Origin of the sequence: Micromonospora cynarisoli, assembly GCF_030518815.1 — a bacterium.
GTDB classification, from domain to species: domain Bacteria; phylum Actinomycetota; class Actinomycetes; order Mycobacteriales; family Micromonosporaceae; genus Micromonospora; species Micromonospora wenchangensis.
Map to the genome: position 1 here is coordinate 1,736,779 of NZ_CP130426.1, position 24,085 is coordinate 1,760,863.

Genomic DNA, 24,085 nt, shown 5'->3' on the forward strand with positions numbered 1-24,085 from the left:
CGGCCGGCCCGGGCCGGGCGGGTGACCCGGGCCGGCTGGCGACGGCCGGGGCGGGAACGGTGGCCGGCGGCGGTCAGACCGTCGCGCCGTCCGGCCGGGTCCGGGACGGCAGCGGCGGCAGACCGCACGCGGCGGCGAAGCCCTGGGCCTCGATGCCGAGCGCGACGTTGGTCCGCGCGTACTGGTTGGCCAACGCGATCCACGCGGTCAGCTCGACCAGGCCCGCCGCGCCGAGCTGGGCCAGCAGCCGGGCGGACAGCTCGTCGGTGACCGTCGGCGGGGTCTGCGTCATCGCCTCGGCGTACTCCAGCACGTCCCGTTCCGCCGGGGTGAAGACGTCCGACTCGCGCCAGCGGGGCACCTGGCGCGCCTTGGTCAGGTCGAGGCCGTCGTCGTGCGCCTGGAAGTACCCCAGGTCGAGGCAGAAGCCGCAGCCGATCCGGGCGGCCACCGCCATGTGCGCGTACGACTTGAGGTGCCGGTCGCAGGCGTGCCACCGGCGGGACCGCTGGCCGAGGCCGAGGCCGAACCGCAGCACCGGCCGGTGGTGCCACATCACCTCGAGCGGCTCGGGCACGTCGCCGAACATCTTCCGGCTGAACCTCTTCAACACGGCACCGTAGAGGCCGGTGATCTCGGCCCTCGGAACCCGGGTGCTGCCCATGTCGCCTCCTTGTCGGCTGGTCTCGACAGGTAGACGCCGGCCGCCGCCCCGATGTGACAGGTCGGGCGTGGACGGTCAGGGCAGCCAGGACGCCTCCGCCGACGCCCGGGACGCGGCCTCCTCGTAGACCGCCAACGCCAGCCAGGACGCGGCGAACGCCTGCCCGTCGTCGTCGGTGAGCCGCCCGAAGGCGTCCCGGGGCCGGGCCCGGGCCGCCGATCCCAACGCGGCGAGCAGGTGCGCGCCGAGGTCCAGGCGGGCCAGCCGCAGCCTCCGCTCCGTCGGGTCGGCCAACGCCTGGATCGCCCGGCCACCCGAGACGACCCGCTCCACCTGCCGGCGCAGCAGCCCCAGGGCGGGATCGCCGAGCCGGGGACGCGGCACGGCCGCGTCCGGGGCCGGGAGCCGGTCGGGCGGTGGCACCGCCGCGCCGTCGCCCGTCCTGAGCTGGCTCGCGTGCAGCCGGTCGTAGCCGAGGTCGGCGTGGCCCGCCCAGCTCTCCGGCAGGGAGAGCCCCGGCCCGTCGCCGTCGACAGGTCCCACCGCGAGCGCCTGGACGGTCGCCCGGCGGGACGGATCGAGCCGGCCCACCAGGCGCAGCCGCGCCCCCACCGCCTGCCCCAGCAGACGCAGGTTGGCCCGGTGCGGCAGGGCGGCGTGCTCGTCGGCGACGGTCAGCGTCAGGACCGCCCCGTCGTCGGTGTCGACCAGGACGGTGTGGTCGTGCCCGCCCAGCACCCGTACGGTCAGGAAGAGCAGGTCGGCACCGGCGGGACGCTCCGGCAGGGGCACGGCCACCGCGTCGAAGGCCCGCCGGACCTGGTCGGGCAGGGGCTGTGCCCAGAGCCCGGCGAGGGGTTCGTCGGCCCAGCCGACCCCGGCGGCCCGCACCGCCCGGACCGCCCGGCCGGCACCCAGCTGCCCCGACTCCGAGGCGGTGCCGCCGGACACCACCAGCCCGGCCCGGGTGAGCTGCCGGTGGCTGAGCCCCGACTCGCCCACCGCCACGGTCGCGTCACCCGCGCCGGCGGCCCGCCCCACGTCCCCCGGGGCGAGGTCGGCGACCGTCCAGAGCCGACAGTCGCGGTCGGCGAGGTAGGTGACCACCCCGGCGTACCCGGAATCGGCCACCACCGGGACCGTGCAGAGCCCGTACAGCCGCAGGCCGGCCTGCGGGTCGTAGGCCCGCCGGGCGGTGCCCAGCAGCGCGCCGAGGTCACCTGCCGGCGCGTCCCCGCGCAGCCGGCGGGACACGGCCAGCAGCTCCCGCAGGTCGTCGGTCAGGTCGGCCAGCCGGTGCTGGGATTCGCCCTCCCGGGCGGCCCGCAGCCCCGCCGCGACCCGGGTGCCGGCCGCCGCCGCCCGGTGCAGGCCGTTGGCCCGGGCCTCGTGCACCGCCCGCAGCAGGGCGGTCCGCAGCACCACCCCGCAGCCGACGGTTCCCGCCGCGAGCACCGCCACGCCCACCTGCCACAGCCCCTCGGCGGCGGCCCGCTGCCGCCCGGTGGGCGCAAGAGGCGACCCGGCAGTGTCCGGCACCACGTCGCCGGCCACCCCGGCGGGCGGGTCGTCGGCGGCAGCCGGGTCGACGGACCGACCAGCGGCCGGCGACGGGGCCGCGTCCTCCACCGGGGTCGCGTCCTCCACCGGGGCCAGGGCGAGCACCGCCATCCGGTGCAGGCAGTTCGGCGCGAGCAGGCAACTGCACCGGGCGTCGGCGGCGCGGCGCACCGCCCCGTCGACCGTCACCAGGGTCACCGTGGTCGCCTCGTCGACCCGGACCGTCACCCCACCGGTCGTGCCGGTGACCGGCCAGCCGCCGGCCCGGACGACCGCGTCGTCGACCTTGCGGCGCAGCCGGGCGGGCAGCGCGTCCAGCGCCTCGGCCAGCACCGGGGCGGTCACCGGCGGCAGGCCGGTCACCGCCGCACCTGCTCCCCGACCCACCGGGCCAGCTCCAGCGGGCTCAACGCGGCCACCGGCATCCCCGCCGCGACCAGCTGACCCGCCGCCGCCACCGAGTACCGGGGCCGGCCGGTGTCGTCCAGGCTGGCGCAGCCCAGCACCTGACAGCCCGCCTCGACCAACGCCCGGGTCTCGGCCAGCAGACCACCCATCGGGTACCCCTCCTCGAAGTCGCTGATCACCACCACCATCGTCCGCTGCGGAACGGTGACCAGGGACCGGGCGTAGCGCAGCCCGGCCGCGATGTGCGTGCCCCCGCCGACACTGACCTCCAGCAGCAGGGCCAGTGGATCGTCCACCCGCTCGGTCAGGTCCACCACCTCGGTGGAGAAGGCGACGAAGTGCGTGCTGAGCGCCGGGACGCCCGCCAGCACGGCGGCGGTGAGCGCCGACCAGATCACCGACTCCTCCATCGAGCCGGAGACGTCGACGACGAGCACCAGCCGCCAGTCCACCCCCCGGCGGGCCCGGGTGCGGAACACCGGCCGCTCCGGCACCAGCAGCAACCGGCCCCGCCCGTCGCGGCGGGCCGTGGCCAGGTTGGCCCGCAGCGTCCGGGGCAGGTCCAGCGGTCCGCCCGGCCGGTAGGTGGGGCGGGGGGTGGTCAAGCCGGTCAACGCCGGACGCAGCCGGGCGGCCAACTGCCGGGTCAGCTCCGCCACGATCCGGGCCACCAGCGGGCGCAGCCGCGCCACCGTGGACTCCGGCAGCCCACCGGCGAGGGTGAGCACGTCGCGGAGCAACTCGACGGACGGCCGGACCGCCGCCGGGTCCAGCTCGGTGGCCGCGTCCAGCCGGCCCGCCTCCACCGCCCGGGCCAGCACCTCCTCGCGTACCCCGGGGCCGAACAGGGCGGACAGTTCCTGCGCCCACTCCCGTACGCCGGGAAAGGACGCCTCCCGGCCGGCGCGACCGGCCGCCTCGGCCGCCGCGCCCTCGCCCCGGCCCGCCCCGTACAGCTCGTCGAGGGCGGTGGCATACCGGCGGGCGCGCGGCCCGACCCGGGTCGACTCCCTCCCGAGCACCAGCCGCCACCGGTCCACCGTCGACAGCCCGCCGGCCGGGGCACGCCGGATGGCCGGCCGCCTCGCGTCGGTGGCCGTCGGCGGCTCCGGTGACGGGTCCGCCGGCTCGGGGGCGAGCAGGCCCTGCGCCAGGAGCGCCCGGCGGCCCGCCGCGTCGGCACGCAGCCGGACCAGCAGGGCGTCCGGGTCGTCGAGCACCGCGACGTCGGCGTCCGGGCCGGGGTCGGCGAGCCGTCCCCGGACCACCTCCAGCAGCCGGTCCCGGCCGGCCGGGCTGACCACGTGGAAGCCGGCGCGCAACGCCGGCAGCCGGGTGAGGAACTCCTCGTCGGGCAGGGTCTCGACCCGCTCCAGCAGCCCGTCGAACACCTCGCCGTTGGCCCGCAGCAGCGGTTCGGCGACGACCAGCAGTCCGGTCAGGTGGCCCTGGAGCTGCTGCCGTCCGGCGGGCGTGGACGCGGTGTCCACCCAGGACGCGACGAGTCGTCCGAAGGCGGCGGGTTCCCGCTGACCCAGCAGCACCCGGACCGCCCCGGCGGCGGCGGCCATCAGCGGGGTGCCCCGGGCGGCGAGCCGGGCCAGGCAGTCGGCCAGCCGCAGCCCCGCCCCGGCGGCGTCGGCCCGCTGGGCGAGCGTGGCCAACGCCTCGGCGTCGGCGACGTCCTCGGCACCGGTCAGCCCGTCGACCTGCCGCACCGCCGCGCCCTCCAGCGCCTCGGCGACCCGGGCCAGCTCGTCCGACGGCAGGTCGGCCCCGCCCGGCAGGTGGCCCAGACGCAGCCGGTCGAGCAGCGCCAACGCGGTGACCAGCTCGCCGAGGGTGCCCTCGGCCGGCACGGTGACCGCCACCTCGGCGAGCCGGCGGACGGCCAGCCCGGTCAGGTCGCAGCGCGCGGCGTCCGCCAGGCCGGTGATCACGGCGGCGACGGTCGGGCCGTCCTCGGCGCGTTCCCGCCGTCGCCGCTCCACCAGCGCGCCCTCGGCAGCCTGGCCGAGGGTCACCCCGCGCAGCCCGGCCACCTCGATCGTCGCCTCGGTCCGGGGCGACCACTGCACCCGCCACCTGGTGGTGACCGGGTCCACCCCGCCGACGCCCGCGCCGCCGACCTGTTCGGCGTACGCGACGTCACAGACCAGGAGCCGGTGCAGCGTGACCTCCCGCCGCCGGTCGAGGGCGGAACGCAGCGGGTCCAGCCGCAGCTCCCTGGCCGGATCGCCGGCACCGGGCAGCCGCAGCCCGGCCAGCAGCTCACGGACCGCCGGGGCCAGCCCGGAACGGGGGGTGCCGGGGGCCAGCACGCCGCGCCGGTCCCCGACGAGCACCTGTTCCATCGCGCGCGCCACCGCCCGGCCCCGGCCGAGCACCTCGCCGTGGGCCAGCACGCTCTGGATCGCCTCGACCAGTTCACCCCGGCCCGGCGCGGGCAGGCCGCGCAGCCGGGCCAGGTCGAGCGCGAGCCGGACGGTCTCCCGGGCCTCCCCCGGGCCGGCCGGGTGACCGGCCCGGCGGATCGCCGCGCAGACCGCCACCACGGCGTCCGTCGTCGCCGACTCGACCGCGGCGGGGTCACCGTCGGCGGTGAGGACCGACTGCTGCCACTGCGGGTCGCGGATGCCGGCCGGATAGCCCGACCGGGCGTCCAGCAGCCCGAACGTGTACGGCACCAGCGAGGTCACCACCGCCCGCGCGCCGGCCGGGCCGGCCGGTGACGGGGCTTCCTCCCCGGTCAGCAACGCCGGGGCGTGGAACGCGCCGACCAGGGCGGCGACCCGCTGCTGTCCCGCCTCGGCCAGGCACTGCCGCATCCGGGCCTCGCGGCGCAGGTCGAGGGGGGACACCCCGGGCCCGCGCTCGGCGTCGGCGCGCAGCGCCCAGCCGACCGCGAGCGCCGCGCGGCGTACCGCCTCCGGGTCGGCACCCGGGGCGCGGGCCTCGACCGACCGGTCCCACAGGTCCTCGTCGGCCCGCCCGCTGCCGGCGGCGCGCAGCGCGTCGGCGAACGACAGGCCCGGCGTCGGGGCGGCACCCGGCTCCCGCTGCCGCCAGGCCGGGTCGGCCAGCGGCAGGTCACACGGTACGACCGGGACCCCGTTGCGGGCGGCCCAGCGCACCGCGACCAGTTCCGGGGAGAAGTCGGCGAACGGGTAGAACGCCGGCCCGCCGCCGTCGCCGAGGACCCCGGCCAGCGCCACCGGCGCGGTGGTGGCCGGGTCGGCGAGCCACGGCAGCCACTGTTCCAGCTCCGGTGGGAGTTCCAGGAGCAGCACCTCCGGCCGGTACCCGGCCAGCAGCCGGGGCAGGGCGACCGCCAGCGCGGGCGAGTGGTGCCGTACCCCGATCAGGTACGGCCGGCGGTGCCCGGCCAGCGCGGCGACCGCGACCGTGGGGTCGGCCTCCGCCGGCTCCCCGGTGGCGGGTGCGGTCGGGTCAGTCGGTGAGGACATCGCGCAGTTCCCACAGCCGCCGCCACAGGCGCGCGCCGTCCTCGGCCCGTCGCCTGACCGCGCCGTCCCAGTAGCCGAGCAGCTTGGCCCCGTCGGCCGGGTCGTCCTTGCGGACCACGCCGAGCAGGTGACCCGGCAGCAGCGACACCACGTCCCGGTCGCCGGGGAAGTAGGCCGCCGCCAGCGCCAGCGACGACGCGACCGCAACCGCCTCGGCGGTGCTCATCACGGTGGACGGCCGCTCCACCTCCCAGCCCTCGACCGACTGCCCGGCCCGCAGGTCGCGGAACGCGGTGACCAGCGCCTCCAGCACGGCGTCGTCGACGGCGAACGGGGCGTGCACCCGCTCCAGCGTGGCGCGGGCCTGCCGCTGCACCAGGGCGATCTCCTGGGCCAGGTCGCCGATCGGGCCGACGGTCTCGAAGTTGAACCGCCGTTTGAGCGCGGCCGACATCTCCGACACCCCCCGGTCGCGCAGGTTGGCGGTCGCGATCAGGGTGAACCCGGGCGCGGCGGGGACGGTGGCGTCGGCGGTGCCGGACAGCTCGGGCACCGCGATCCGCCGGTCGGACAGGATGGACACCAGGGCGTCCTGGACCTCCGGCAGGCAGCGGGTGATCTCCTCCACCCGGGCCACCGCGCCGGCACGCATCGCGGACAGGATCGGCGAGGGCACCAGCGCGGCGGCGCTCGGCCCGTGCGCGAGCAGCAGCGCGTAGTTCCAGCCGTAGCGGAGCTGGTCCTCGGTGGTGCCGGCGGTGCCCTGCACGACCAGTTCGCTGCTGCCGCAGATCGCGGCGGACAGCAGCTCCGACAGCATCGACTTCGCGGTGCCCGGTTCGCCGACGAGCAGCAGGCCGCGTTCCCCGGCGAGGGTGACGACGCAGCGTTCGACGAGCGCCCGTTCCCCGACGAACTTGGCGGTAACGGTCAGCGTGCGGGGCAGGTCGTCGCGGCGGGCCTGCCGGGGCAGCTCCAGGGCGACGCCGCCGCTGCCGACGATGAACGTGACGACCGCGCGCGGGGTCAACCGCCAGCCCGGCGGCCGGGGCCCGTCGTCGTACGCGGCGAGGAACGCCAGTTCGGCGGCGTGGGCGTGCTCGGCCGGCTGGACCTGCCGGGCCGCCGGGGTCGTGGTGGTCATCGGCGCCTTTCCGTAACGAGATCGTCGAAGCGGGGTGCGTCGCCGTCGCCCAGCCGGGCCCAGGCGAGCGCGAACAGGCGGGGCGCGGGGGCCACCGGGGAGACGATGCCCAGGGCGGTCACGCCTCCCTCGCCCCCGATCAGCAGCGGGAGTTTCCACCGTTCCAGCGGCAGCAGCGGCGCCTTGAGCGCCAACCAGCCGCCGGGCAGGAACAGCGACCGCCCGGCCCGGGGCCGCTTCGCGACCACGACGTGCCCGGTCGCGGCCAACTCGGCGCGGGCCGCCTTGAGCCGGGCCGGCTTCCAGCCGGTCCACCGGGCCACGTTACGGTCGGTCGGGTCGGGCAGGGCGAGCAGTTGCAGGTACAGCGCCGCGGCGTCGACGCCCAGCCCGAGCGTCGTGGCGACCGTCGCGACCAGGTCGGGGTCGGACCGGGTCGGGTCCTGCGCGAAGCCGTCGTCCATCGCCGGGACGACGTGCGACACCACCTCGGCGAGCTGGCCGCCGACCAGCGCCCGCAGGGCCGCGAGCAGCTGCTCGTTGACGTGGTCGAGGCGGGCCCGCAGCACGGCCAGCGCCGGATCGTCCATTCCGGACAGCCGGGACGGGCGCAGCCGGACCTGCTGCCAGCGGTCGGCCGGCGGGACCAGCACCGGGCCGACCTCGGTGCCGGCCGGTCCGGTCGTCGCCGGAAGGCCGAACGCGGCGGTGAACGCCGACAGCTTGGCGCCGTCGACGTGCCCGACGGCGACGGTGAAGCCGGGGTCGGTCAACCGCTGCCGGGCCAGCTCGGCGGCGACCGGCAGCGCCGCCCGGATCGGGTCGTCGACGGCCAGGTGGTACGCCAGCCACGGCAGTGTCCTGGTCAGCGCGATCAACGCGTCGTCGTCGTCGACGCCGGTGTCGGCACCGGCCAGCCACCGGCCGGTGGCCGCGTTGGCGACCCAGTGGAGCACCGTCGAGGCCGGCAGCGGGCGGGTCACCTCGGCCCGATCCACCCCGACGATCACCTCGTCGGGCACGGGTCGCCGTGGCCCGTGCCGCCGCACCCACTCCTCGACGATCAGATCCTGTCGGGGCCCGTCGACCCACAGCCGCGCCGGGTCCTCGGGGATCAGTCGCCCGAGCAGGTTGGCGAAGGCCTGCCGGCCGCGACCGCCGGTGCCCCAGAACCGGGCCGCCGCGGCGGGGGCCGCCGGGCCGGGCAGTTCCAGGAGGGTCAGCAGTTCGGCGGGGGCCCGCTCCCACACGAGCCGGGGCAGGCCCGCCAGCAGCAGCACCGCCTCGGCGTGGCTCATGCCCGCCGCCCCGGACAGGGTGCGGGCCCACTCGGGCTGCCACTCCAGCGGCCCGTTGGCCCGGGCGAGCCTGACGAACTCGTCGAGCCGCTGCGGCGTGACGTCACCGGTCGGCAGGATCTCCTCCTCGGTGATCCGGAAACCGGGCACCGCCGAGAACCGTCCGGTAGGCGTCCAGTCGAGCACGTCGACCTCCCGGTCGTCGGTGTCGACGGCGAGCACCAGCAGCCGCCTGCCGCCCCCGGTCAGCACCTGCCCCCGGACCTGGTCGACCGGCTGGTGGGCGTCGGCGACCAGGGTGGCCCGCCGCAGCCGGCTGCCCGGGGCGAGCAGCCCGGAGCGGGCGCACACCTCCAGCATCGTCAACAGCGCCTCGCGTACCTCGGACAGGCAGATCGGGGCCACCGCCCGGTACATCGCGGCCGGCAGCACCCCCAGCAGGTCGAACCAGTCGAGGTCACCGTCCAGCTGGCCCCGGGCGTCAGGCGTCGGGTCGGGGCCGGTGAGCGCGGCGCCCGCGCGGGAGATCAGCCGCAGGGAGCTGTCCTCGGCGCTGTAGCAGTACTGGATCAGCCCGGCGAGCCCCTCGGAGAGCAGCCGGTCGACCGCCGGCGACGCGGCCGGGGCCTCCTGCGCCGGCAGGGCGTTGTCCTGTTCGCCGTCGAGCACGGCGGCCAGCGTGCGCAGCCGCGCCACCTGCTCGGCGGCCCGGGTGACGAGCCCGGCGACCCCGGCGACGAGGGCGGGCGCGGTGAGCTGCGGCAGGTGCCGGCCGACCAGGGCACGCACCTGGGCCGCGTCCAGCCCGGCCGCCTCGGCCAGCAGGGCGCCGGCCTGCGCGTCGGTGACACCGCGCAGCGCCGCCGAGCCGGCCTCGTCGCGGGGCCGCAGGAAGTGCCAGTACTCCGCCGGCGGCACCAGCCGGCTGCCGGCGGCGAAGGCGGACCGCTCGTCATTGGCCGGGTAGCGGCCGAGCAGGAAGCCGTCCTCGGCGCAGATCAGCAGCTCGCCGCCGGTGCCCCGGCCCCGGTACAGCAGTCCGAAGGTGGTGTCCGCGCCGGGGAACCGTACCGCCGCCGCGAGCTTCCCGTCGGCGGCCCCCGCCGGCAGGGCGAAGGACCGCCCGTTCACGGCCTCGCCGGACCAGCCGCCGTCCGCCGTGCGGCGGACCCGCCAGCCGGCCAGCCCGTCGGCGCGGCCCAGCGGACTGTCGGACGACCCGGTGGGGCGCAGCCAGGACGCCTCGGCGTCGAGGGGCCGACCGTCGACGGTGCCGTCCTCGAAGAACGTCGGCCGGGAGAACCGGCCGGCCTCGCCCGTCGCGGGGTCGTACTCCCGCCAGCCCAGCGGGTGGTCGGCGGCGCGCACCCAGTAGGTGTCGCCGTCGCTGATCACCCGACCGCCGGTCCGCTCGGCCCGGTCACCGACCCGCAACGGACGCCGCCCCAGGGTGCGCCCGCCGCCGGGCAGCGGCAGCGACAGCTGGGGGTGGGTGGTGAAGGCGTCGTCGGCGAGGGTGAAGACGTCGTCCGGGGTGCCGCTCCAGTAGGCGGCCCGGTCCCGGCCCCGGTCCCAGCAGACCAGCAGTTGCCCGTCGACGTGGCGCAGCACCAGCCGCCAGCGGTACCGGTTCTCCCCGGCCGGGATCCGCATCAGGTGTTCCTGCTCCACCCCGTCCGGCCCGATGACCGTCACCAGGTCGCCGGTGACCAGCAGCAGGTACGGCCACTGGCTGGTGAGCTGCACGTCCGCCCCCGACTCGGCGAGCCGTTCGGCGGCGGTGTCCAGGGCGGGCCAGCCGTACTCGTCGAGCAGGCCGGAGCGCAGCGTGCGGCCGAGGACCGGGCCGAGGTCGTGGTCGACGAGCCGGCGTACCGCGTCGGGGTTGACGGCGAAGCCGGTCGGGCAGGCGACGCTGCCGACCCGGTCGAGGTGCTGGTCGAGCGTCGGCAGCCCCTGTCGCCCGACGGCGTCGGCGAGGGTGTCCAGCCAGCGCCGCAGGGCGGTCCGCAGGCCGGGCACCGCGACGATCTCCCGTACCCGGGGCGTCGGGTCCCGCAGGTCCCGCCCGCCGGTGCGCAGCCGCCGTTCGACGCCCTCGACCAGCATCGGCAGGAACCGGGGGTCGGCGGCGACGGCGACCAGGTCACGCCGGCCGTCGGTGTCGTCGGACAACCAGAGGTCGAGCCGGTGCCGGACGTCGCCGGCCGGTTCCGCGACGGGCACCCCCAGCGCCAGGCAGGTGTCGAGCAGGTCGAGGTCGACGGCGTCGTGGTCGCGGCAGAGCGCGACCGGCGCCCCGTCGGCCTTGAGCCGTCCCGCCATCCGCTCCACCAGGGCGAGCAGCCCGGGGTGCCGCTTGCGGACCCGCCACGAGCGGCGTTCCCGGTGCTCGTCGAACCGACGCAGCCAGCCGGCGGGCCCGTCGGGCGACTCGGCCTCGGTGGGGACGTCGCCCGCCGGCCCGGTCAGCGCGCGGGTGGCGTCGGCCTCCTCCAGCACCGTCAGCCAGACGTCGTCGCCGCAGTTGCGGGGGGTGAGCCCGAGCAGCCGGCCGCGTAGCGCCGGGTCGGCCGTGGCGAGCCGGGCCAGTGGCTGCCGGTAGGCCGTCCAGAACGCTTCCGGGGCCCGGTGCAGGGCCGGCGCGGCCAGCAGCTCGCCGAGCACCCGCTCGTCCTCGGTGGCCGGGTCGAGGCCGGCGGCGCGGGCCAGCCGCCGCAGGTCGGTGTGCATCGCCGCGTACGGCGGCAGGCCGCCCAGGGTGCGCTCCACGCACAGCCGCAGGAACATCGCGTACGCGTCGGCGGGCGTGCGCCGGGCCGCGAGGTCCCGGGCGTGGCCGGAGAGCGCCTTCGCGGTCAACGCCCCGGCCAGCGCGAACTCCAGGAACACGGCGTGCTGGCGGTCCTCGTCGATGGTCAGGGCGTAGGCGCGTTCGGCGTCCCGGGCCTTGCCGAACATGGTGGCCGCGTGGGTGACGCTGTCGGCGGCGAGGAACGCCCGGCCGGCCTCCTCGTAGAACGTCGGCAGGAAGTGCGGCACCGACCGGGCCAGCCGTTCGCCGAGGGCGTTGAAGCCGTCCTTGGCCGGGCCGACCCGGGACCGCGCCATGCGGGCCAGCCGCTCGATCTCCTTGACCAGGGCGAGCGCGTGGTGGCCGTTGGCGGGGTCGTGGACCAGCGCCCAGGCCGGGAAGCCGAGCGCCTGCTGGCGGACCACGCCGACCGGGGTCACCCGCTGCGGCCGGTCGAAGCCCAGGAACTCCACGGACAGGTCCTCGGCCTCGCCCAGCGCGTCGCTGACCAGCCGGACCACGGTCCGTCCGGCGAGGACGGGGTGGGTGTACCGGCGGGCGGTCAGGGTGTCGGTGGTGTCGTCCTTGGCCACCACCGTGCCGACGGGCAGCACGGCGCCCGCCTCCAACAGGTCCGTCGCGTCGACGCTCACCGGTCCTCCTCCTGCTCTGCTGCCACGACCCGGCCGGCGTACAGCGCGGCGGCCATCCGGGTTCCCTCCGACCAGGCCACCGGGCCGACCTCGCCCAGCGGCAGGGCGGTGCCGTGCCGGTCGGTGAAGACGAGGTCACCGGTCTCGGTCTCGTAGTACGGGTCGTCCGCGCCGACCCAGGAGCGGGCCTCGACGGTGCCGCCGTTCTCGACGATCCGGCACACCGCGTTGCCGCCGCGGACCGGGTAGCCGAGCGACGTCGCGCGGGCGGTCAGGTGACGGAGCTGGTCGTACCGGCCGCCGGCGTAGCCGCCGTAGCGGGTCGCCGTCGCGTCGACGTCGGCCCCCCGGACCCAGGTCTGGCGGAAGAGCTGGTCGACGGACTGTCGCACCTGGAGTTCGGCGGCGAACTCCCGCAGGTCGTCGAGGTCGTCGAGGGTGACCGGGTGGGGGATGACGACCCGGTCGGCGCTGCGGCGGACACTGTCGCCGTCGAGGTCGACCAGTCCGACCTGGCCGTCGCCCACCTCGCGGAGCAGGCCCACGCCGTCCGGGTCGCGCCGGCCGTCGTCATCGAGCACCGCGACGACGAGGTCGGTGAGCGCGGTGCGCCACGCCTCGTCCGGCCACACCTCGGTCAGGACCGCGACCGGCACCGGCAGCGAACGCACCATCCAGCGTTCGATGTCGGTGCGGCACTGGGTCTCGTGCCGGGTCAGCCACTCGGTGAGCTGCCGCAGCCCCACCACTGTCGGATCGTCGCGCAGGGACGCCGGCACGGAACGCAGTTCCCGTCCCTTGGCGTTGCGGGCGACGACGTCGCCGTCGCGGAGAGTGACCTGGTAGCCACCCGACACCTCTGACCATCCCATGTGGACTCCCCACGTCTCGACGGAAGAAGACACCGGAGGCTAGCCCACCCGGGCGACAAAGTCGGGTGGTCGTCCCGCCACCCGGTGACGACCCCGACGACGGCACGAACACCTCACCGTCGGTAACCATCGACGGGCGTGCCGGGGGGTGGCCACCGGCGACGCCGTCCCGTCCGTCCGGCACCGTCGCGCCGTACCCGTGACCGGCAAGGCTTCGCGCACCGGGCCCACCGCCCGCCGGGCACCGCCCCGGGGACCCGGGCGCCGACCCCGACAGCCGTGGGACCCCCTCCACGGGGGCGATGGAACACGGCCGGCGGCTCACCGCCAGTGATGATTCTTACTCGACGCCCACCCCCGACAACACTGTGACTGCTGGGGTCGATGGGCCCGCTGGGGTTACTCGGAGTCAGGACATCGGGGCGACAACGACGCGTCCGGGCTGCCGTGACGCCGAGAACTGACCGAACGGACGGTGACCCACCGTAGCCTTTCTGGGTCCGGGCGGCTGTTCGAGGGACAGCCGACGGGCTGTCGGCTCGGCACTCTGGGGTCATCCCCGTTCACCTTCCGTGAGGGCCACCGACCATGTCGCAGCTCCTGCCCGCCGCCCGGGCCGACGTCCCGACCAACGCACCCGCCTCCCCCGTCGCCCCGCCGGAGCCGGCCGTCGCCGCCGCCAGCGGCCCCGGTGCGCGTACCGCCGTGGTGGGCCTCGGCTACGTGGGCCTGCCGACCAGCCTGGCCCTGGTCGCCAGCGGCGCCCGGGTGACCGGGGTGGACATCTCCCCGGACCGGCTCGACGACATCCGGGCCGGCCGGGCCGACCTGCTCGACGACGACCGGGAGCGGCTCCGCGAGACGCTGCGGAGCAGCGACCCGGCGCTGCGCCTCACCACCGCGGTCGCCGAGATCGCCGACGCCGACACCGTGCTGATCTGCGTGCCCACGCCGGTGGACCGGCACCTTGCGCCCGACCTCACCGCGCTGCGGGCCGCCTGCGCGGCGGTGGTCGCCCACGCCCGCCCCGGCCAGACCATCGTGCTCACCTCCACCAGCTACGTCGGCACCACCCGCGAGCTGCTGGTCGCGCCGCTGGCCGCCCGGGGCCTGCGGGTCGGGCAGGAGGTCTTCGTGGCGTTCGCCCCGGAGCGGGTGGACCCCGGCAACGACAGGCACCGGCAGGAACTCACCCCCCGGGTGGTCGGCGGCACCACCCCGGAGTGCACCGCGCGGGCCGCCGCCGCGCTGGCCCGGATCACCCCCCTGGTGCACCGGCTCGGCTCGCCCGAGGCCGCCGAGATGACCAAGCTGCTGGAGAACACCTTCCGGGCGGTGAACATCGCCCTGGCCAACGAGTTCGCCGACCTCTGTCGGGACCTGCACCTGGACGTCACCGAGGTGATCGACGGGGCGGACACCAAGCCGTACGGGTTCATGGCCTTCCAGCCCGGCCCGGGGGTGGGCGGGCACTGCATCCCGTGCGACCCGCACTACCTGCTCTGGCAGGTCCGTGGCCAGCGCCGCGAGGCACCCCTGATCGAGACCGCGATGCGGGGGATCGCCGCCCGCCCCCGACGGGTCGTCGACCGGGTCCGGGAGCTGCTCGCCGGTGCCGGGCGTCCCCTGCTCGGGGCCCGGGTGCTGCTCGCCGGGGTGACCTACAAGCCCGGGGTCGCCGACGTCCGGGAGTCCCCGGCGCTGGAGATCATCGGTGAGCTGGTCCGGGCCGGTGCGGAGGTCGGCTTCGTCGACGACCTCGTCGACACGGTCCGCACCCCCGACGGCCAGGCCATGCACCGGGTCACCGACCCGGCCGACCGGGAGTGGGACCTGGTGGTCGTGCACACCCGCCAGTCCGGCCTGGACGAGGCGTGGCTGCGCGGGCAGCCGATGGTGCTCGACGCCACCTACCGGCTGGCCGGGCTGCCCCGGCGGGAGGTCGTCTGAGATGCCGGTGACCGCCCCCGTCCGGCGCGGCCTGCGCCGGCTGCTCACCGTGCTCGCGCTGCTGCCGCTGATCGTGCTGCTGGCCCGCCAGTTGCCCCAGCTGCCGTACGCCCCGCTGCTGGCGTTCTACGGCTTCGCCGTGCTCACCGCCACCGTCGCCGTGTTCTACCTGGCCTACGCCCGCTACGTCGACCCCGCCGAGGCCCCGGCGCAGCCCCGGCACGCCGCGTTTCCGCCGCTGCCGCCGTCCCCGACGGTCAGCCTGCTGGTGGCGGTGAAGGACGAGGCCGACGGCATCGAGGCGTGCGTCCGGTCGATGACCGGCAGCGAGCACCGCCCGTTGCAGGTGATCGTGGTCGACGACGGGTCCACCGACGGCACCGCCGAGGTGCTCGACCGGCTCGCCGCCGAACTCCCGGTCACGGTGCTGCACCTGCCCCGCAACGTCGGCAAGAAGCGGGCCCTGGTGCACGCCGCCCGGCACGCCACCGGCGAGGTGCTCGCCTTCACCGACTCCGACTGCGTGCTCGCCCCGGACGCGGTGGGACGCTGCGTCGAGGCGCTGCTGCGTCGACCCGACCTCGGCGCGGTCAGCGGCCACGCCCGCGCGCTCAACCCGGACGAGTCGCTGCTCAGCCGGGTGCAGGACGTCTGGTACGAGGGCCAGTTCCGGGTCTCCAAGGCGGCCGAGGCGTCGTTCGGTGCGGTCACCTGTGTCTCCGGCCCGCTGGCGGTCTTCCGGCGGGAGGCGGTGTTCAACTACCTGCCCGCCTGGGCGGCCGACCGGTTCCTCGGCGGCGAGTTCCGGTTCGCCACCGACCGGCAGCTCACCGGGTACGTGCTGGGGCAACGCTGGATCGGCGACCGGCTCAAGGCGCGCTTCGCCGACTCGCCGTTCGTCAGTGACGAGGACCATCCGCCGCGTGCCTGGCGGGTCGGCTACGTCCGCTCGGCGAAGGTGTGGACCACCGTGCCGGCCCGGCTGCGGCCGTTCCTGCGGCAGCAGACCCGCTGGAAGAAGAGCTACGTGCGGAACCTGTTCTTCACCGGCACGTTCATGTGGCGGCGGGGTGCCGGACCTGCCGCGCTCTACTACGGACACGCGCTGTGGGTGGCGCTGGCCCCGGCGATGGCCTTCTCCCACCTGGTCTGGGCGCCGTTGCGCGGCTGGTGGGCGGTGCCGCTGCTCTACCTGTGCGGGGTGCTGCTCAAGGGCACCGCGTGGGGGCTGGCCTATCGGCTGGACAACCCGGGCGACCCGCGCTGGGCGTACCGGCCGTTGATGAGCGTGCTCTCCGCCACCGTGCTGTCCTGGCTGCTGCCCTGGTCGGTGGGGACGATCCGGCGTGGCGTGTGGTCCCGGAGCACGGTGTGAACGCCCGCCGTCGGTTGCTGACCGGGCTGGCCCGGGTGGCGCTCACCCTCGCCGGGGTGGTGGCGCTGGTGCTGCTCTACTCCGTGGTGTTCACCCGGGGCGAGGTGCTCCGGTGAGCCGGCTCTGGCCGCGCGCGCTCGGCGGGCTGCTGTCGCTGGTCACCCTGCTGGTGGTGGCGGCACCGTTCGGGGTGTCCTGGTACCTCGACGACCTGCGACGCCACGTCAGCGGGCAGCACGACACCCCGGTCACCCGGGTCGACCCCGCCGATCTGCGCCGCTTCACCGAGACGGCCGGGCGGCTGCCGGAACGGGCCGCGCCGGTGGTGGTCGCGTACCACGACATCCGGCCGCACGGCGACGACCCGGCGGCGACCGAGCCGACCGGCCGGGAGCACTACGTGGTCACCCCGGAGGCGTTCGACGCCCAGCTCACCGCGCTGCGCACCGCCGGCTACCGGACGATCTCCTCGGCCCAGTATGTCGACTACCTGCGCGGTGGCAGCGTCCCGCCCCGCTCGGTCTACCTCACCTTCGACGACGGCACCCGGGGGCTGTGGTCGTACGCCGACCCGATCCTGAAACGGCACCACATGGTGGCCGCCTCCTACCTGATCACCGGGCAGGTGGGCACCCACCGGCCGTACTACCTGAGCTGGGCGGAGATCGACCGGATGAGCCGCTCCGGTCGGTGGGACTTCCAGGCGCACACCCACGACCTGCACACCCGGGTGCAGACCGCGCCGGGGCGGCTCGGTTCCCCGCTGACCCACAGGCGGTGGGAGCCGGCCACCGGCACGCCGGAGAGCCTGGCCGCCTACCGGCAGCGGTTGACCGCCGACCTGGACGCGATGTTCGCCGCGTTCACCGCACACCGGCTGCCCCGCCCGCAGTTGTTCGCGTACCCGTTCTCCGAGATCGGCGACGCGACGACCGACCCGGAGGCCGCGGCGTTCAGCCGCGACCTGATCGCCGCGCGGTTCGTCGCCGCGCTGACCAACAAGTCGCCCGCCCCACAGCCGAGCAGCCGCCGGTCGGCGGCCGACGGGCAGGTCGAGCGGGCCGAGGTGTACGCCCGGACCACCGCCGCCGAACTGGTCAGCGCGGTCGTCGAGCGCACGGCCGTGCCCGCCGTGGTGACCGACCCGTTCGCCCGCGCCTGGGACTGGCGCGACCAGCGTGGCGAGCCGATGACCGACCTGTCCCCGCTGACCGGTGGCCGGTTCCCCGCCGACAGCCCACGCCGCGCCTACGGCACCCTGCTCGCGTACGCCAGCGCGGACTGGACCGGCTACACGGCCGACGCCACGGTGCGCGGCCTGCGCACCGACGGCGGCACGGTGACCCTGCTGGTCGGGGTGAACGGCGACGCCACGGTCGCGGTCCGGGTGACCCACGGCCGGGTGGCGGTGCTGCGCGCCGGCACGGTGGTCGCCGAGGCCACCGTGGACCCGGCCGCCACCCACCGGGTCACGGTCACCGTGCGCGACGGCGTGACGGTGGCCCGGGTCGACGGCGGCCCGGCCCTGCGGGTGTCCACCCCGACCGGGCCGGGGGCCACCGGCGGGTTGGCGCTGGCGATCGACGACGCCGAGGGACGTGCCCACCCGTCGGTCGCCGCCCTCGCCGTCACCGCCGCGGTGTGAGCGGCCGTCACTCCCGCCAGCCGGCCAGCTCGACGCCCTTGCCGAGTTCGACCCGGAACCCGAGGGTGATGTCGCCGCCCTCCCCCGGCCCGAGCCGCAGCCGCCAGGTCAGCTCGCCCAGTTCGGTGCGCTCGTCGGGCGGCGGGACGACGGTGGTCTCCCGGACGGTCACCGCCTCGTCGCGGGAGACCGGCAGCTGGTCGCGGACCTCCACCGTCGCCGGTCGCGGGGTGTGGTTGGCCACGCTGATCCGGTACTCCACGTCCCGCCGCCGGGTGGAGCCGAGCGTGGCCCGGGTGTCGGAGCGCCGGGTCAGCTCGCGTTCCACCCGGACCCGGTCGTCCACCCCGAGCGCCACCTCGGTCTCCTCGCCGGGCGCCCAGGTCGGCAGGCGGGTGGTGGCGACGAAGTCGGCGTCGTGGAACACCGCCGCCGGGCCGGGCAGCAGGGTGTGCGTGGAGGTGTTGCGGACCGTCGCCCGCAGGTGCGCCTCGGCGGCCCGCAGCGGCACGGTCACGTGGTCGAGGCGGACCGGCAGGTCCAGCACGGCGATGACGACCCGGTAGGCGCTGCCGTCAGCGGGCACCGCCACCGGGCGGGCCGGCCGGTAGGTCGCCGCGGTGACGCCCTGCTCGACCTCGGCGACGCTCTCCCGCACCGGCGGCCGCGGCCCGCCCGCGCGGGCCACCCCACCGCCGCCGGCCGGGGCCGCGGCGGGCGCGGGCGGTGGCGGCGCACCGAAGCTCGCCGCCGCCAGCGCCACCGGCCGGACCCGGTCGAGGTACCAGGGCGACAACTCCGGTACGCCGGCAGCCGCCGCCGGGCGGGCGGTGGAGAGCTGGAGCGCGCACTCCGGCCAGTCCTCGCCGGTGTCCTGGGTGACCAGGGCGGCCCAGGTGACCGTCATGGCGTCCCCGACCAGCCGCAGGTCGTAGGAGGACTGCCAGCGGGCCCCGTCGACCAGGTAGGTCAGTTCCAGGTCCACGGTGGTGTCGTCGGCGTCCACCGCCACCGTCACGTCGGCGGCCAGCCGGTCGGGTGCCCGTTTGCCGCCCGCGTCGGCGACCTGCCGCTGCACGGCCGACAGTTCCTCGGTCAGGTCGGTGCGTCGCCGGGCCAGCCCGCGTCGGCGGCGGTGGGAGTCGGTGAGCTGGGCGGCGACCGCGTCGGCGAAGGACGTCACGTCGGCCGGGGCGGCGTCACCGGCGGCCAGCGTGCGGGCGTACGTGCCGCCGGCCCGGTCGGCCAGCCGGCTGAGGAACTGTTGCCGCTGCGTCTCGACCTCGGCGGCGTCGTCGATCTCGGCGAGTTCGTCGGCCAGGTCCCGGGCCCGCCGGGTGAGCGCGTCGACCTGGCCGTCGGTGCTGCGGGCCTGCCGCCAGGTGCTCACCTCCACGCCGAGGACGGTGGCCGCGCCACCGCCGCCGGTACGCAGCGAGTCCCGGCGCAGCCGCAACGGCAGCGGGGCGATCCGGAGCCGGTGTTCCCCGGCGGCCAGCCGGATGCTCGCCCGGCGGGTCACCCGGGCCCGGTCCGGATACACGGTGACGGCGACCACGGGTGCTTCGATCTCCACAGCGTCCACGGCGGCGAGGGTAGCCGGGGCGCGCACGCCGGCCGGAGCGGCGGGTGGGCCGACTGGTGGGCCGGCTACTCCGGGGGGAGGCAGACGATGTCGAGGCGGCGCGGGCCGTGCACGCCCTCCACCCGGCTCAGCTCGATGTCGCTGGTCGCGGACGGGCCGGAGATCATCGTGATCGGGCGGGTGGGGTCGGGCAGCGCGCGGACCAGATCGGGCACGTCGGCCACGATCTGCGCGGCCCGGACCACGCAGACGTGGTGGTCGGGGACCAGGGTGAGCAGGCGGCGGCCCTGCGCCGGGCCCCCGTCGAGGACCAGGGTGCCGGTCTCGGCGACGGCGAGCGCGCAGCCGGTGAGCACGGCCAGGCCGGGCGCGTCGAGCCCGGTGGCGGTGAGCGTGTCACCGGGGAGGGTGGGCGGGCCGAGCCGGGCGGTCCACTGCGGTGGCGTCCCGGGCGGCAATACCACGGCGGTGGCCCCGGCGAGCAGGGTGGCGAGCACGTCGGGCAGCTCCGCCGGGGTGCAGGGGTGCACCCCGGCGCGGTAGTCACCGGCGCGGGCGGCGAAAAGCGCGCACAGTTCAGGAGTCATGGGTACGGCTCCACCAGTCGCGGAAGGACTCTCCGGCCGGCAGCGGGGCGTCCCGGTACGCCGTCCAGGCCGACAGCGGCCAGGGCGCCCGGCGCAGCCGCCCGCCGTGCCGACGGCTCAGCACCCGCAGCGGCCGGCCACCGGAGCGGGCCGTACGCAGCGCCGCCCGCCACCGTCTGCGGTCGCGCATCGTCCAGGCGAGCCATGCCATCGCCGCGCGTTCGGCCGCCGGTTTCGGCCCCGTCTGGCGCAGGTGCACCAGGATCGCCGGGATGTCGATCTTGACAGGGCAGACGTCGTAGCAGGCCCCGCAGAGCGTCGAGGCGTAGGGCAGGGTCGCGTTGTGGCCGGCGTCCTGACCGGTGAGCTGGGGAGACAGGATCGCCCCGATCGGGCCGGGATAGACCGAGCCGTAGGCGTGGCCGCCGACCCGCTCGTAGACCGGGCACACGTTCAGGCAGGCCGAACAGCGGATGCAACGCAACGCCGCCCGGCCCACCGGGTCCGCCGCCATCCGGCGACGACCGTTGTCGAGCAGCACGACGTGCAGCCGGCGCGGCCCGTCGCCGGGCGTCACCCCGGTGACGATCGAGGTGTACGGATTCATCCGCTCGCCGGTCGACGAGCGCGGCAGCAGCCGCAGGAAGTCACCGAGGTCGGTGAAGCGGGGCAGCAGCTTCTCGACCCCGACCACGGCGATCAGGGTGTCCGGCAGGGTCAGACACATCCGGCCGTTGCCCTCGGACTCGACGACCACCAGGGCGCCGGTCTCCGCCACCGCGAAGTTCGCCCCGCAGATGGCGACCCGGGCCGACAGGAAGGTTCGCCGCAGGTACTCCCGGGCGGCGCCGGCCAGCACCGCGGGGTCGTCCGAGTCGGCGGTGAAGCCGGGCATCCGGCGGGCGAACAGCTCGCGGATCTGCCCCCGGTGGTAGTGGATCGCCGGCACCAGGATGTGCGACGGGGTGTCGTCGGCGAGTTGCACGATCAGCTCGGCCAGGTCGGTCTCCACCGCCGTGACGCCCGCCGCCGCGAGCGCCTCGTTGAGGCCGATCTCCTGGGTCGCCATCGACTTGACCTTCACCACCCGGTCGACGCCCCGCGCCCGGACCAGCTCGGTGACCAGCGCGTTGGCGGCGGCGGCATCCGCGGCGTGGTGCACTGTCGCCCCGGCGGCGGTGGCCGCCCGCGTGAACCGGTCCACCAGTTCGGGCAGCCTGTCGATGACGTCGTCCTTGACCCGGGCGGCCCGCTCGCGCAGCCGTTCCCAGTCGGGCACCTCGGCCACCACGGCGGCCCGTTTCTCCCGGATGGTGCGGGTGGCCCGGCCCAGGGTGGCCCGGAGCTGGGCGTCGCGCAGCGCGCCGGCCGCCGCCCGGGGGAACGGGGTGGCCGCCACGATGGGCAGGTGCCGGCCCTGCGGAGACGTCATCCGGTCGCCCGGGTGCCGGTGGCGGCGAGGATCTCGGCGTAGTGGACGGGTCGCGGGGCGTCGGGTCGGCGGGCCAGGCCACCGCCGATGTGGGCCAGGCACGAGCTGTCGGCGGCGGCCAGGTAGTCGGCGCCGGTGGCGACCGCGTGGGCGCACTTGTCGGCAAGCATCGCCCCGGAGACGGCGGCGTTCTTCAGCGCGAAGGTGCCGCCGAAACCGCAGCACTGCTCCGGCTCGGGCAGCGGCAGCAGTTCCAGGTCGCGTACGGCGGCGAGCAGCCGCAGCGGACGGTCGCCCAGCCGCAGCATCCGCAGCCCGTGGCAGGTCGGGTGGTAGGTGACCCGGTACGGGAAGCGGGCCCCCACGTCGGTCACCGCGAGCACGTCCACCAGCAGCTCGGACAGCTCGTACACCGGCAGCCGGGTGTGCGCCCGCAGGTGGGCCACGCAGGAGCCGGACGGGGAGACGACGACGTCGTGGCCGGCGAACGCCGCCTCGGTGTGCCGTTCCAGGTCGCGGGCCGGGGCCCGGTGGCCGGTGTTGGCGTGCAACTGGCCGCAGCAGCTCTGCCCGGCGGGGAAGGTGACGGTGTGGCCGAGCCGCTCCAGCAGGGTCACGGTGGCGATCCCGACGCGGGGGAAGAACGCGTCGTTGAGGCAGGTGACGAACAACGCGATGCGCACCGTGCCCCCTCGCAGCCCCCTCGCCAGGCCGGGACGTGATTGACGCATTGTATATGATCTATGCAGTCGGCGCGGGGTGCGGCATCTTCCGCACCGGCGGGGCGGGCCGGTGGCCCGTCGGACGTCGCGGCGTGCCGGCCCGGTGGGCGTCGGGCGCGGGTGGGCGTCCCCCGGCCTCCACCGCCCGTCGACGAGGTGCCGAGATGACGGATTTCCACGGCCTGGTGGCCGCCGTGACCGGGGGTGGCTCGGGCATCGGCGCGGCGGTCGCCGACCTGCTGGCCGCACGCGGGGCGCGGGTCGCCGTGCTCGACCGCGAGCCCGGGGCCGGCGGGGCGCACCTGCGGCTCACCGCCGACGTCACCGCCCCGCTGCAGCGGACCATGGACCGGGTCGCGGCGACCCTGGGCGGGCTCGACGTGCTGGTGAACTGCGCGGCGGTCAGCGCGGTCGGTGCGGTGGAGGCCGCCGACGACGCCGAGTGGCACCGGTGTCTGGACGTCAACGTCGTCGGGGTGGCCCGCGCCTGCCGGGCGGCCCTGCCGCACCTACGCCGCTCGACCAGCGCCGCCATCGTCAGCATCACCTCGATCGCCGCGACGGCGGGCCTGGTCGACCGGGCGGTCTACTCGGCCACCAAGGGCGCGGTGCACGCGCTCAGCCTGGCGATGGCCGCCGACCTGGTGGGCGACGGCATCCGGGTGTGCACGGTGGCGCCCGGCACGGTGGACACCCCGTGGGTGGCCCGGCTGCTCGCCGGGGCGCAGGACCCGGCCACGGAGAAGCGTCGGCTGGCTGCCCGGCAGCCCACCGGCCGGCTGGTCACCGCCGACGAGGTCGCCCAGGCGGTGGCGTTCCTGGCCTCCCCGGTCTCCGGGGCGACCACCGGCACCGCGCTGGCCGTCGACGGCGGCATGTCCGGCCTGCGGCTGGTCCGCTGATCCGGGCGGGGCGGACGGGCCACCCGGGCGGTCCCCGACTCCCGTCGGGCCGGTGCCGACCCGACGGCGAACGCCGGCAGCCGCTCCCCGCCGCCGGTCAGGCCGCCGCCATGGTGACCCGCTGCCGGCCCAGGCCCTCCACCTCGACCTCCACCACGTCACCGGGACGCAGGTAGGGGAACCGGCCGGACAGGGCGACCCCCTCCGGCGTACCGGTGTTGATCACGTCGCCCGGGTCGAGGACCGTGTACTGCGACAGGTGCCAGATCAGGTACGCCACGTCGAAGATCATGTCTGCGGTTCGCGAGTCCTGCCGGGGCTCGCCGTTGACCCAGGAGCGCAGGCGGAGATCCTGCACGTCGGGGATCTCGTCCGGAGTGACCAGCCACGGGCCGAGCGGCTGGAACGTCTCGCAGGACTTCCCCTTGGACCACTGGCCGCCGGAGTCGCGCAGCTGGAAGTCGCGTTCGGACACGTCGTTGGCGACCAGGTAGCCGGCGACGTGGGCCAGGCTCTGCGCGGGCGACTCCAGGTAGCGGGCCCGCCGGCCGATGACCACGGCCAGCTCCACCTCCCAGTCGGTCGCGGTCGCGCCCCGGGGCACCAGCACCTCGTCGTACGGGCCGACCACGGTGTTGGGCGCCTTGTAGAAGACGATCGGGGTCTCGGGCGGGGCGGCACCGGACTCGGCGGCGTGCGCGGCGTAGTTCTGCCCGACGCAGAGCACCACGCCGGGGCGGGCCACCGGCGGGCCTACCCGCAGCCCGGTGACGTCCAGCTCCGGCAGGTCGCGGGCCGCCCGGACCCGGTCGGGGCCACCGGAGGCGAGGAACGCGCCGTCGATGTCGGGGGTGAGCGCGGACAGGTCATAGTGCCGGCCGTCGGTGTACAGCACCGGCCGCTCCGCACCGGCCGGGCCCACCCGCATCAGTTTCATCAGGTGCCACCCTCCACGATCCGGCACGGCATCGACGCCATCCAGGATGGTAGATCACCCCGGGCCGTACCGGACGGTGCCGCAGCGCAC

At 76.3% G+C, this 24,085-nt stretch carries 15 protein-coding genes; 4 read left to right on the top strand and 11 right to left on the bottom strand.

Annotated features, from left to right (window positions below):
- Positions 1 to 73: 73 nt before the first annotated feature.
- From Q2K16_RS07230 to Q2K16_RS07255, 6 genes are all read right to left on the bottom strand, one after another.
- The gene (locus Q2K16_RS07230; protein ID WP_302744298.1) at positions 74 to 664 is read right to left on the bottom strand and encodes a carboxymuconolactone decarboxylase family protein; all 591 of its coding nucleotides are present in this window, start codon (positions 662 to 664) and stop codon (positions 74 to 76) included.
- A gap of 75 nt (positions 665 to 739) precedes the next feature.
- Entirely contained in the window at positions 740 to 2,587 is a 1,848-nt protein-coding gene (locus tag Q2K16_RS07235; protein WP_302744299.1) for a hypothetical protein, read from the bottom strand.
- A complete protein-coding gene (locus Q2K16_RS07240) occupies positions 2,584 to 6,099 on the bottom strand; it encodes a vWA domain-containing protein (RefSeq protein WP_302744300.1) in 3,516 nt (1,171 codons plus the stop codon). The genes Q2K16_RS07235 and Q2K16_RS07240 overlap by 4 nt, the downstream gene beginning before the upstream one ends.
- Entirely contained in the window at positions 6,083 to 7,243 is a 1,161-nt protein-coding gene (locus Q2K16_RS07245) for an AAA family ATPase (RefSeq protein WP_302744302.1), read from the bottom strand. Before Q2K16_RS07245 ends, Q2K16_RS07240 begins: the two co-directional genes overlap by 17 nt.
- On the bottom strand, positions 7,240 to 11,988 hold the full coding sequence (locus Q2K16_RS07250; protein ID WP_302744303.1) for a hypothetical protein: 4,749 nt from the start codon (positions 11,986 to 11,988) through the stop codon (positions 7,240 to 7,242). The genes Q2K16_RS07245 and Q2K16_RS07250 overlap by 4 nt, the downstream gene beginning before the upstream one ends.
- Positions 11,985 to 12,860 (bottom strand): DUF4132 domain-containing protein, encoded by an 876-nt coding sequence (locus tag Q2K16_RS07255; protein WP_302744304.1) that lies wholly within the window; start codon positions 12,858 to 12,860, stop codon positions 11,985 to 11,987. Before Q2K16_RS07255 ends, Q2K16_RS07250 begins: the two co-directional genes overlap by 4 nt.
- Positions 12,861 to 13,448: 588 nt before the next feature.
- Between Q2K16_RS07255 and Q2K16_RS07260 the strand changes: the two genes are divergently transcribed.
- The 3 genes from Q2K16_RS07260 to Q2K16_RS07270 all read left to right on the top strand — a co-directional run bounded on the left by Q2K16_RS07260 (position 13,449) and on the right by Q2K16_RS07270 (position 17,830).
- Positions 13,449 to 14,810 carry a nucleotide sugar dehydrogenase gene (locus Q2K16_RS07260; RefSeq protein WP_302744306.1) on the top strand — a complete coding sequence of 454 codons (1,362 nt, stop codon included), beginning with the start codon at positions 13,449 to 13,451 and terminating at the stop codon, positions 14,808 to 14,810.
- Between the two features lies 1 nt (position 14,811).
- Positions 14,812 to 16,185 carry a glycosyltransferase family 2 protein gene (locus Q2K16_RS07265; protein WP_302744308.1) on the top strand — a complete coding sequence of 458 codons (1,374 nt, stop codon included), beginning with the start codon at positions 14,812 to 14,814 and terminating at the stop codon, positions 16,183 to 16,185.
- A 112-nt stretch (positions 16,186 to 16,297) separates the two neighbouring features.
- Entirely contained in the window at positions 16,298 to 17,830 is a 1,533-nt protein-coding gene (locus tag Q2K16_RS07270; protein ID WP_302744309.1) for a polysaccharide deacetylase family protein, read from the top strand.
- 7 nt (positions 17,831 to 17,837) lie between these two features.
- On the opposite strand, the gene Q2K16_RS07275 is transcribed toward Q2K16_RS07270, so the two are convergent.
- The 4 genes from Q2K16_RS07275 to Q2K16_RS07290 all read right to left on the bottom strand — a co-directional run bounded on the left by Q2K16_RS07275 (position 17,838) and on the right by Q2K16_RS07290 (position 22,117).
- Positions 17,838 to 19,415 carry a DUF4139 domain-containing protein gene (locus Q2K16_RS07275; protein WP_302744311.1) on the bottom strand — a complete coding sequence of 526 codons (1,578 nt, stop codon included), beginning with the start codon at positions 19,413 to 19,415 and terminating at the stop codon, positions 17,838 to 17,840.
- 65 nt (positions 19,416 to 19,480) lie between these two features.
- Complete coding sequence (locus Q2K16_RS07280; protein ID WP_302744312.1) at positions 19,481 to 20,002, bottom strand: LutC/YkgG family protein; 522 nt, start codon at positions 20,000 to 20,002, stop codon at positions 19,481 to 19,483.
- Positions 19,992 to 21,434: a lactate utilization protein B gene (locus Q2K16_RS07285; RefSeq protein WP_302744313.1), complete on the bottom strand. Its 1,443-nt coding sequence runs from the start codon at positions 21,432 to 21,434 to the stop codon at positions 19,992 to 19,994. Before Q2K16_RS07285 ends, Q2K16_RS07280 begins: the two co-directional genes overlap by 11 nt.
- On the bottom strand, positions 21,431 to 22,117 hold the full coding sequence (locus Q2K16_RS07290; RefSeq protein WP_302744314.1) for a (Fe-S)-binding protein: 687 nt from the start codon (positions 22,115 to 22,117) through the stop codon (positions 21,431 to 21,433). The genes Q2K16_RS07285 and Q2K16_RS07290 overlap by 4 nt, the downstream gene beginning before the upstream one ends.
- Before the next feature lie 203 nt (positions 22,118 to 22,320).
- Here Q2K16_RS07290 and Q2K16_RS07295 point away from each other — a divergent pair, with 203 nt between their 5' ends.
- Positions 22,321 to 23,058 carry an SDR family NAD(P)-dependent oxidoreductase gene (locus Q2K16_RS07295; RefSeq protein ID WP_302744315.1) on the top strand — a complete coding sequence of 246 codons (738 nt, stop codon included), beginning with the start codon at positions 22,321 to 22,323 and terminating at the stop codon, positions 23,056 to 23,058.
- A gap of 97 nt (positions 23,059 to 23,155) precedes the next feature.
- Here the strand turns inward: Q2K16_RS07295 and Q2K16_RS07300 are convergent, their stop codons facing one another.
- Positions 23,156 to 23,995, bottom strand: a complete 840-nt coding sequence (locus tag Q2K16_RS07300) for a fumarylacetoacetate hydrolase family protein (protein ID WP_302744317.1) — start codon at positions 23,993 to 23,995, stop codon at positions 23,156 to 23,158.
- Positions 23,996 to 24,085: the final 90 nt, after the last annotated feature.

Excerpts from the sequence above, each read along its gene's own strand:
- Q2K16_RS07245 (WP_302744302.1), bottom strand. The coding sequence starts at position 7,243 with ATGACCACCACGACCCCGGCGGCCCGGCAGGTCCAGCCGGCCGAGCAC.
- Q2K16_RS07240 (WP_302744300.1), bottom strand. The coding sequence starts at position 6,099 with ATGTCCTCACCGACTGACCCGACCGCACCCGCCACCGGGGAGCCGGCG.
- Q2K16_RS07265 (WP_302744308.1), top strand. The coding sequence starts at position 14,812 with ATGCCGGTGACCGCCCCCGTCCGGCGCGGCCTGCGCCGGCTGCTCACC.
- Q2K16_RS07295 (WP_302744315.1), top strand. The coding sequence starts at position 22,321 with ATGACGGATTTCCACGGCCTGGTGGCCGCCGTGACCGGGGGTGGCTCG.
- Q2K16_RS07280 (WP_302744312.1), bottom strand. The coding sequence starts at position 20,002 with ATGACTCCTGAACTGTGCGCGCTTTTCGCCGCCCGCGCCGGTGACTAC.
- Q2K16_RS07230 (WP_302744298.1), bottom strand. The coding sequence starts at position 664 with ATGGGCAGCACCCGGGTTCCGAGGGCCGAGATCACCGGCCTCTACGGT.
- Q2K16_RS07260 (WP_302744306.1), top strand. The coding sequence starts at position 13,449 with ATGTCGCAGCTCCTGCCCGCCGCCCGGGCCGACGTCCCGACCAACGCA.
- Q2K16_RS07285 (WP_302744313.1), bottom strand. The coding sequence starts at position 21,434 with ATGACGTCTCCGCAGGGCCGGCACCTGCCCATCGTGGCGGCCACCCCG.
- Q2K16_RS07300 (WP_302744317.1), bottom strand. The coding sequence starts at position 23,995 with ATGAAACTGATGCGGGTGGGCCCGGCCGGTGCGGAGCGGCCGGTGCTG.
- Q2K16_RS07255 (WP_302744304.1), bottom strand. The coding sequence starts at position 12,860 with ATGGGATGGTCAGAGGTGTCGGGTGGCTACCAGGTCACTCTCCGCGAC.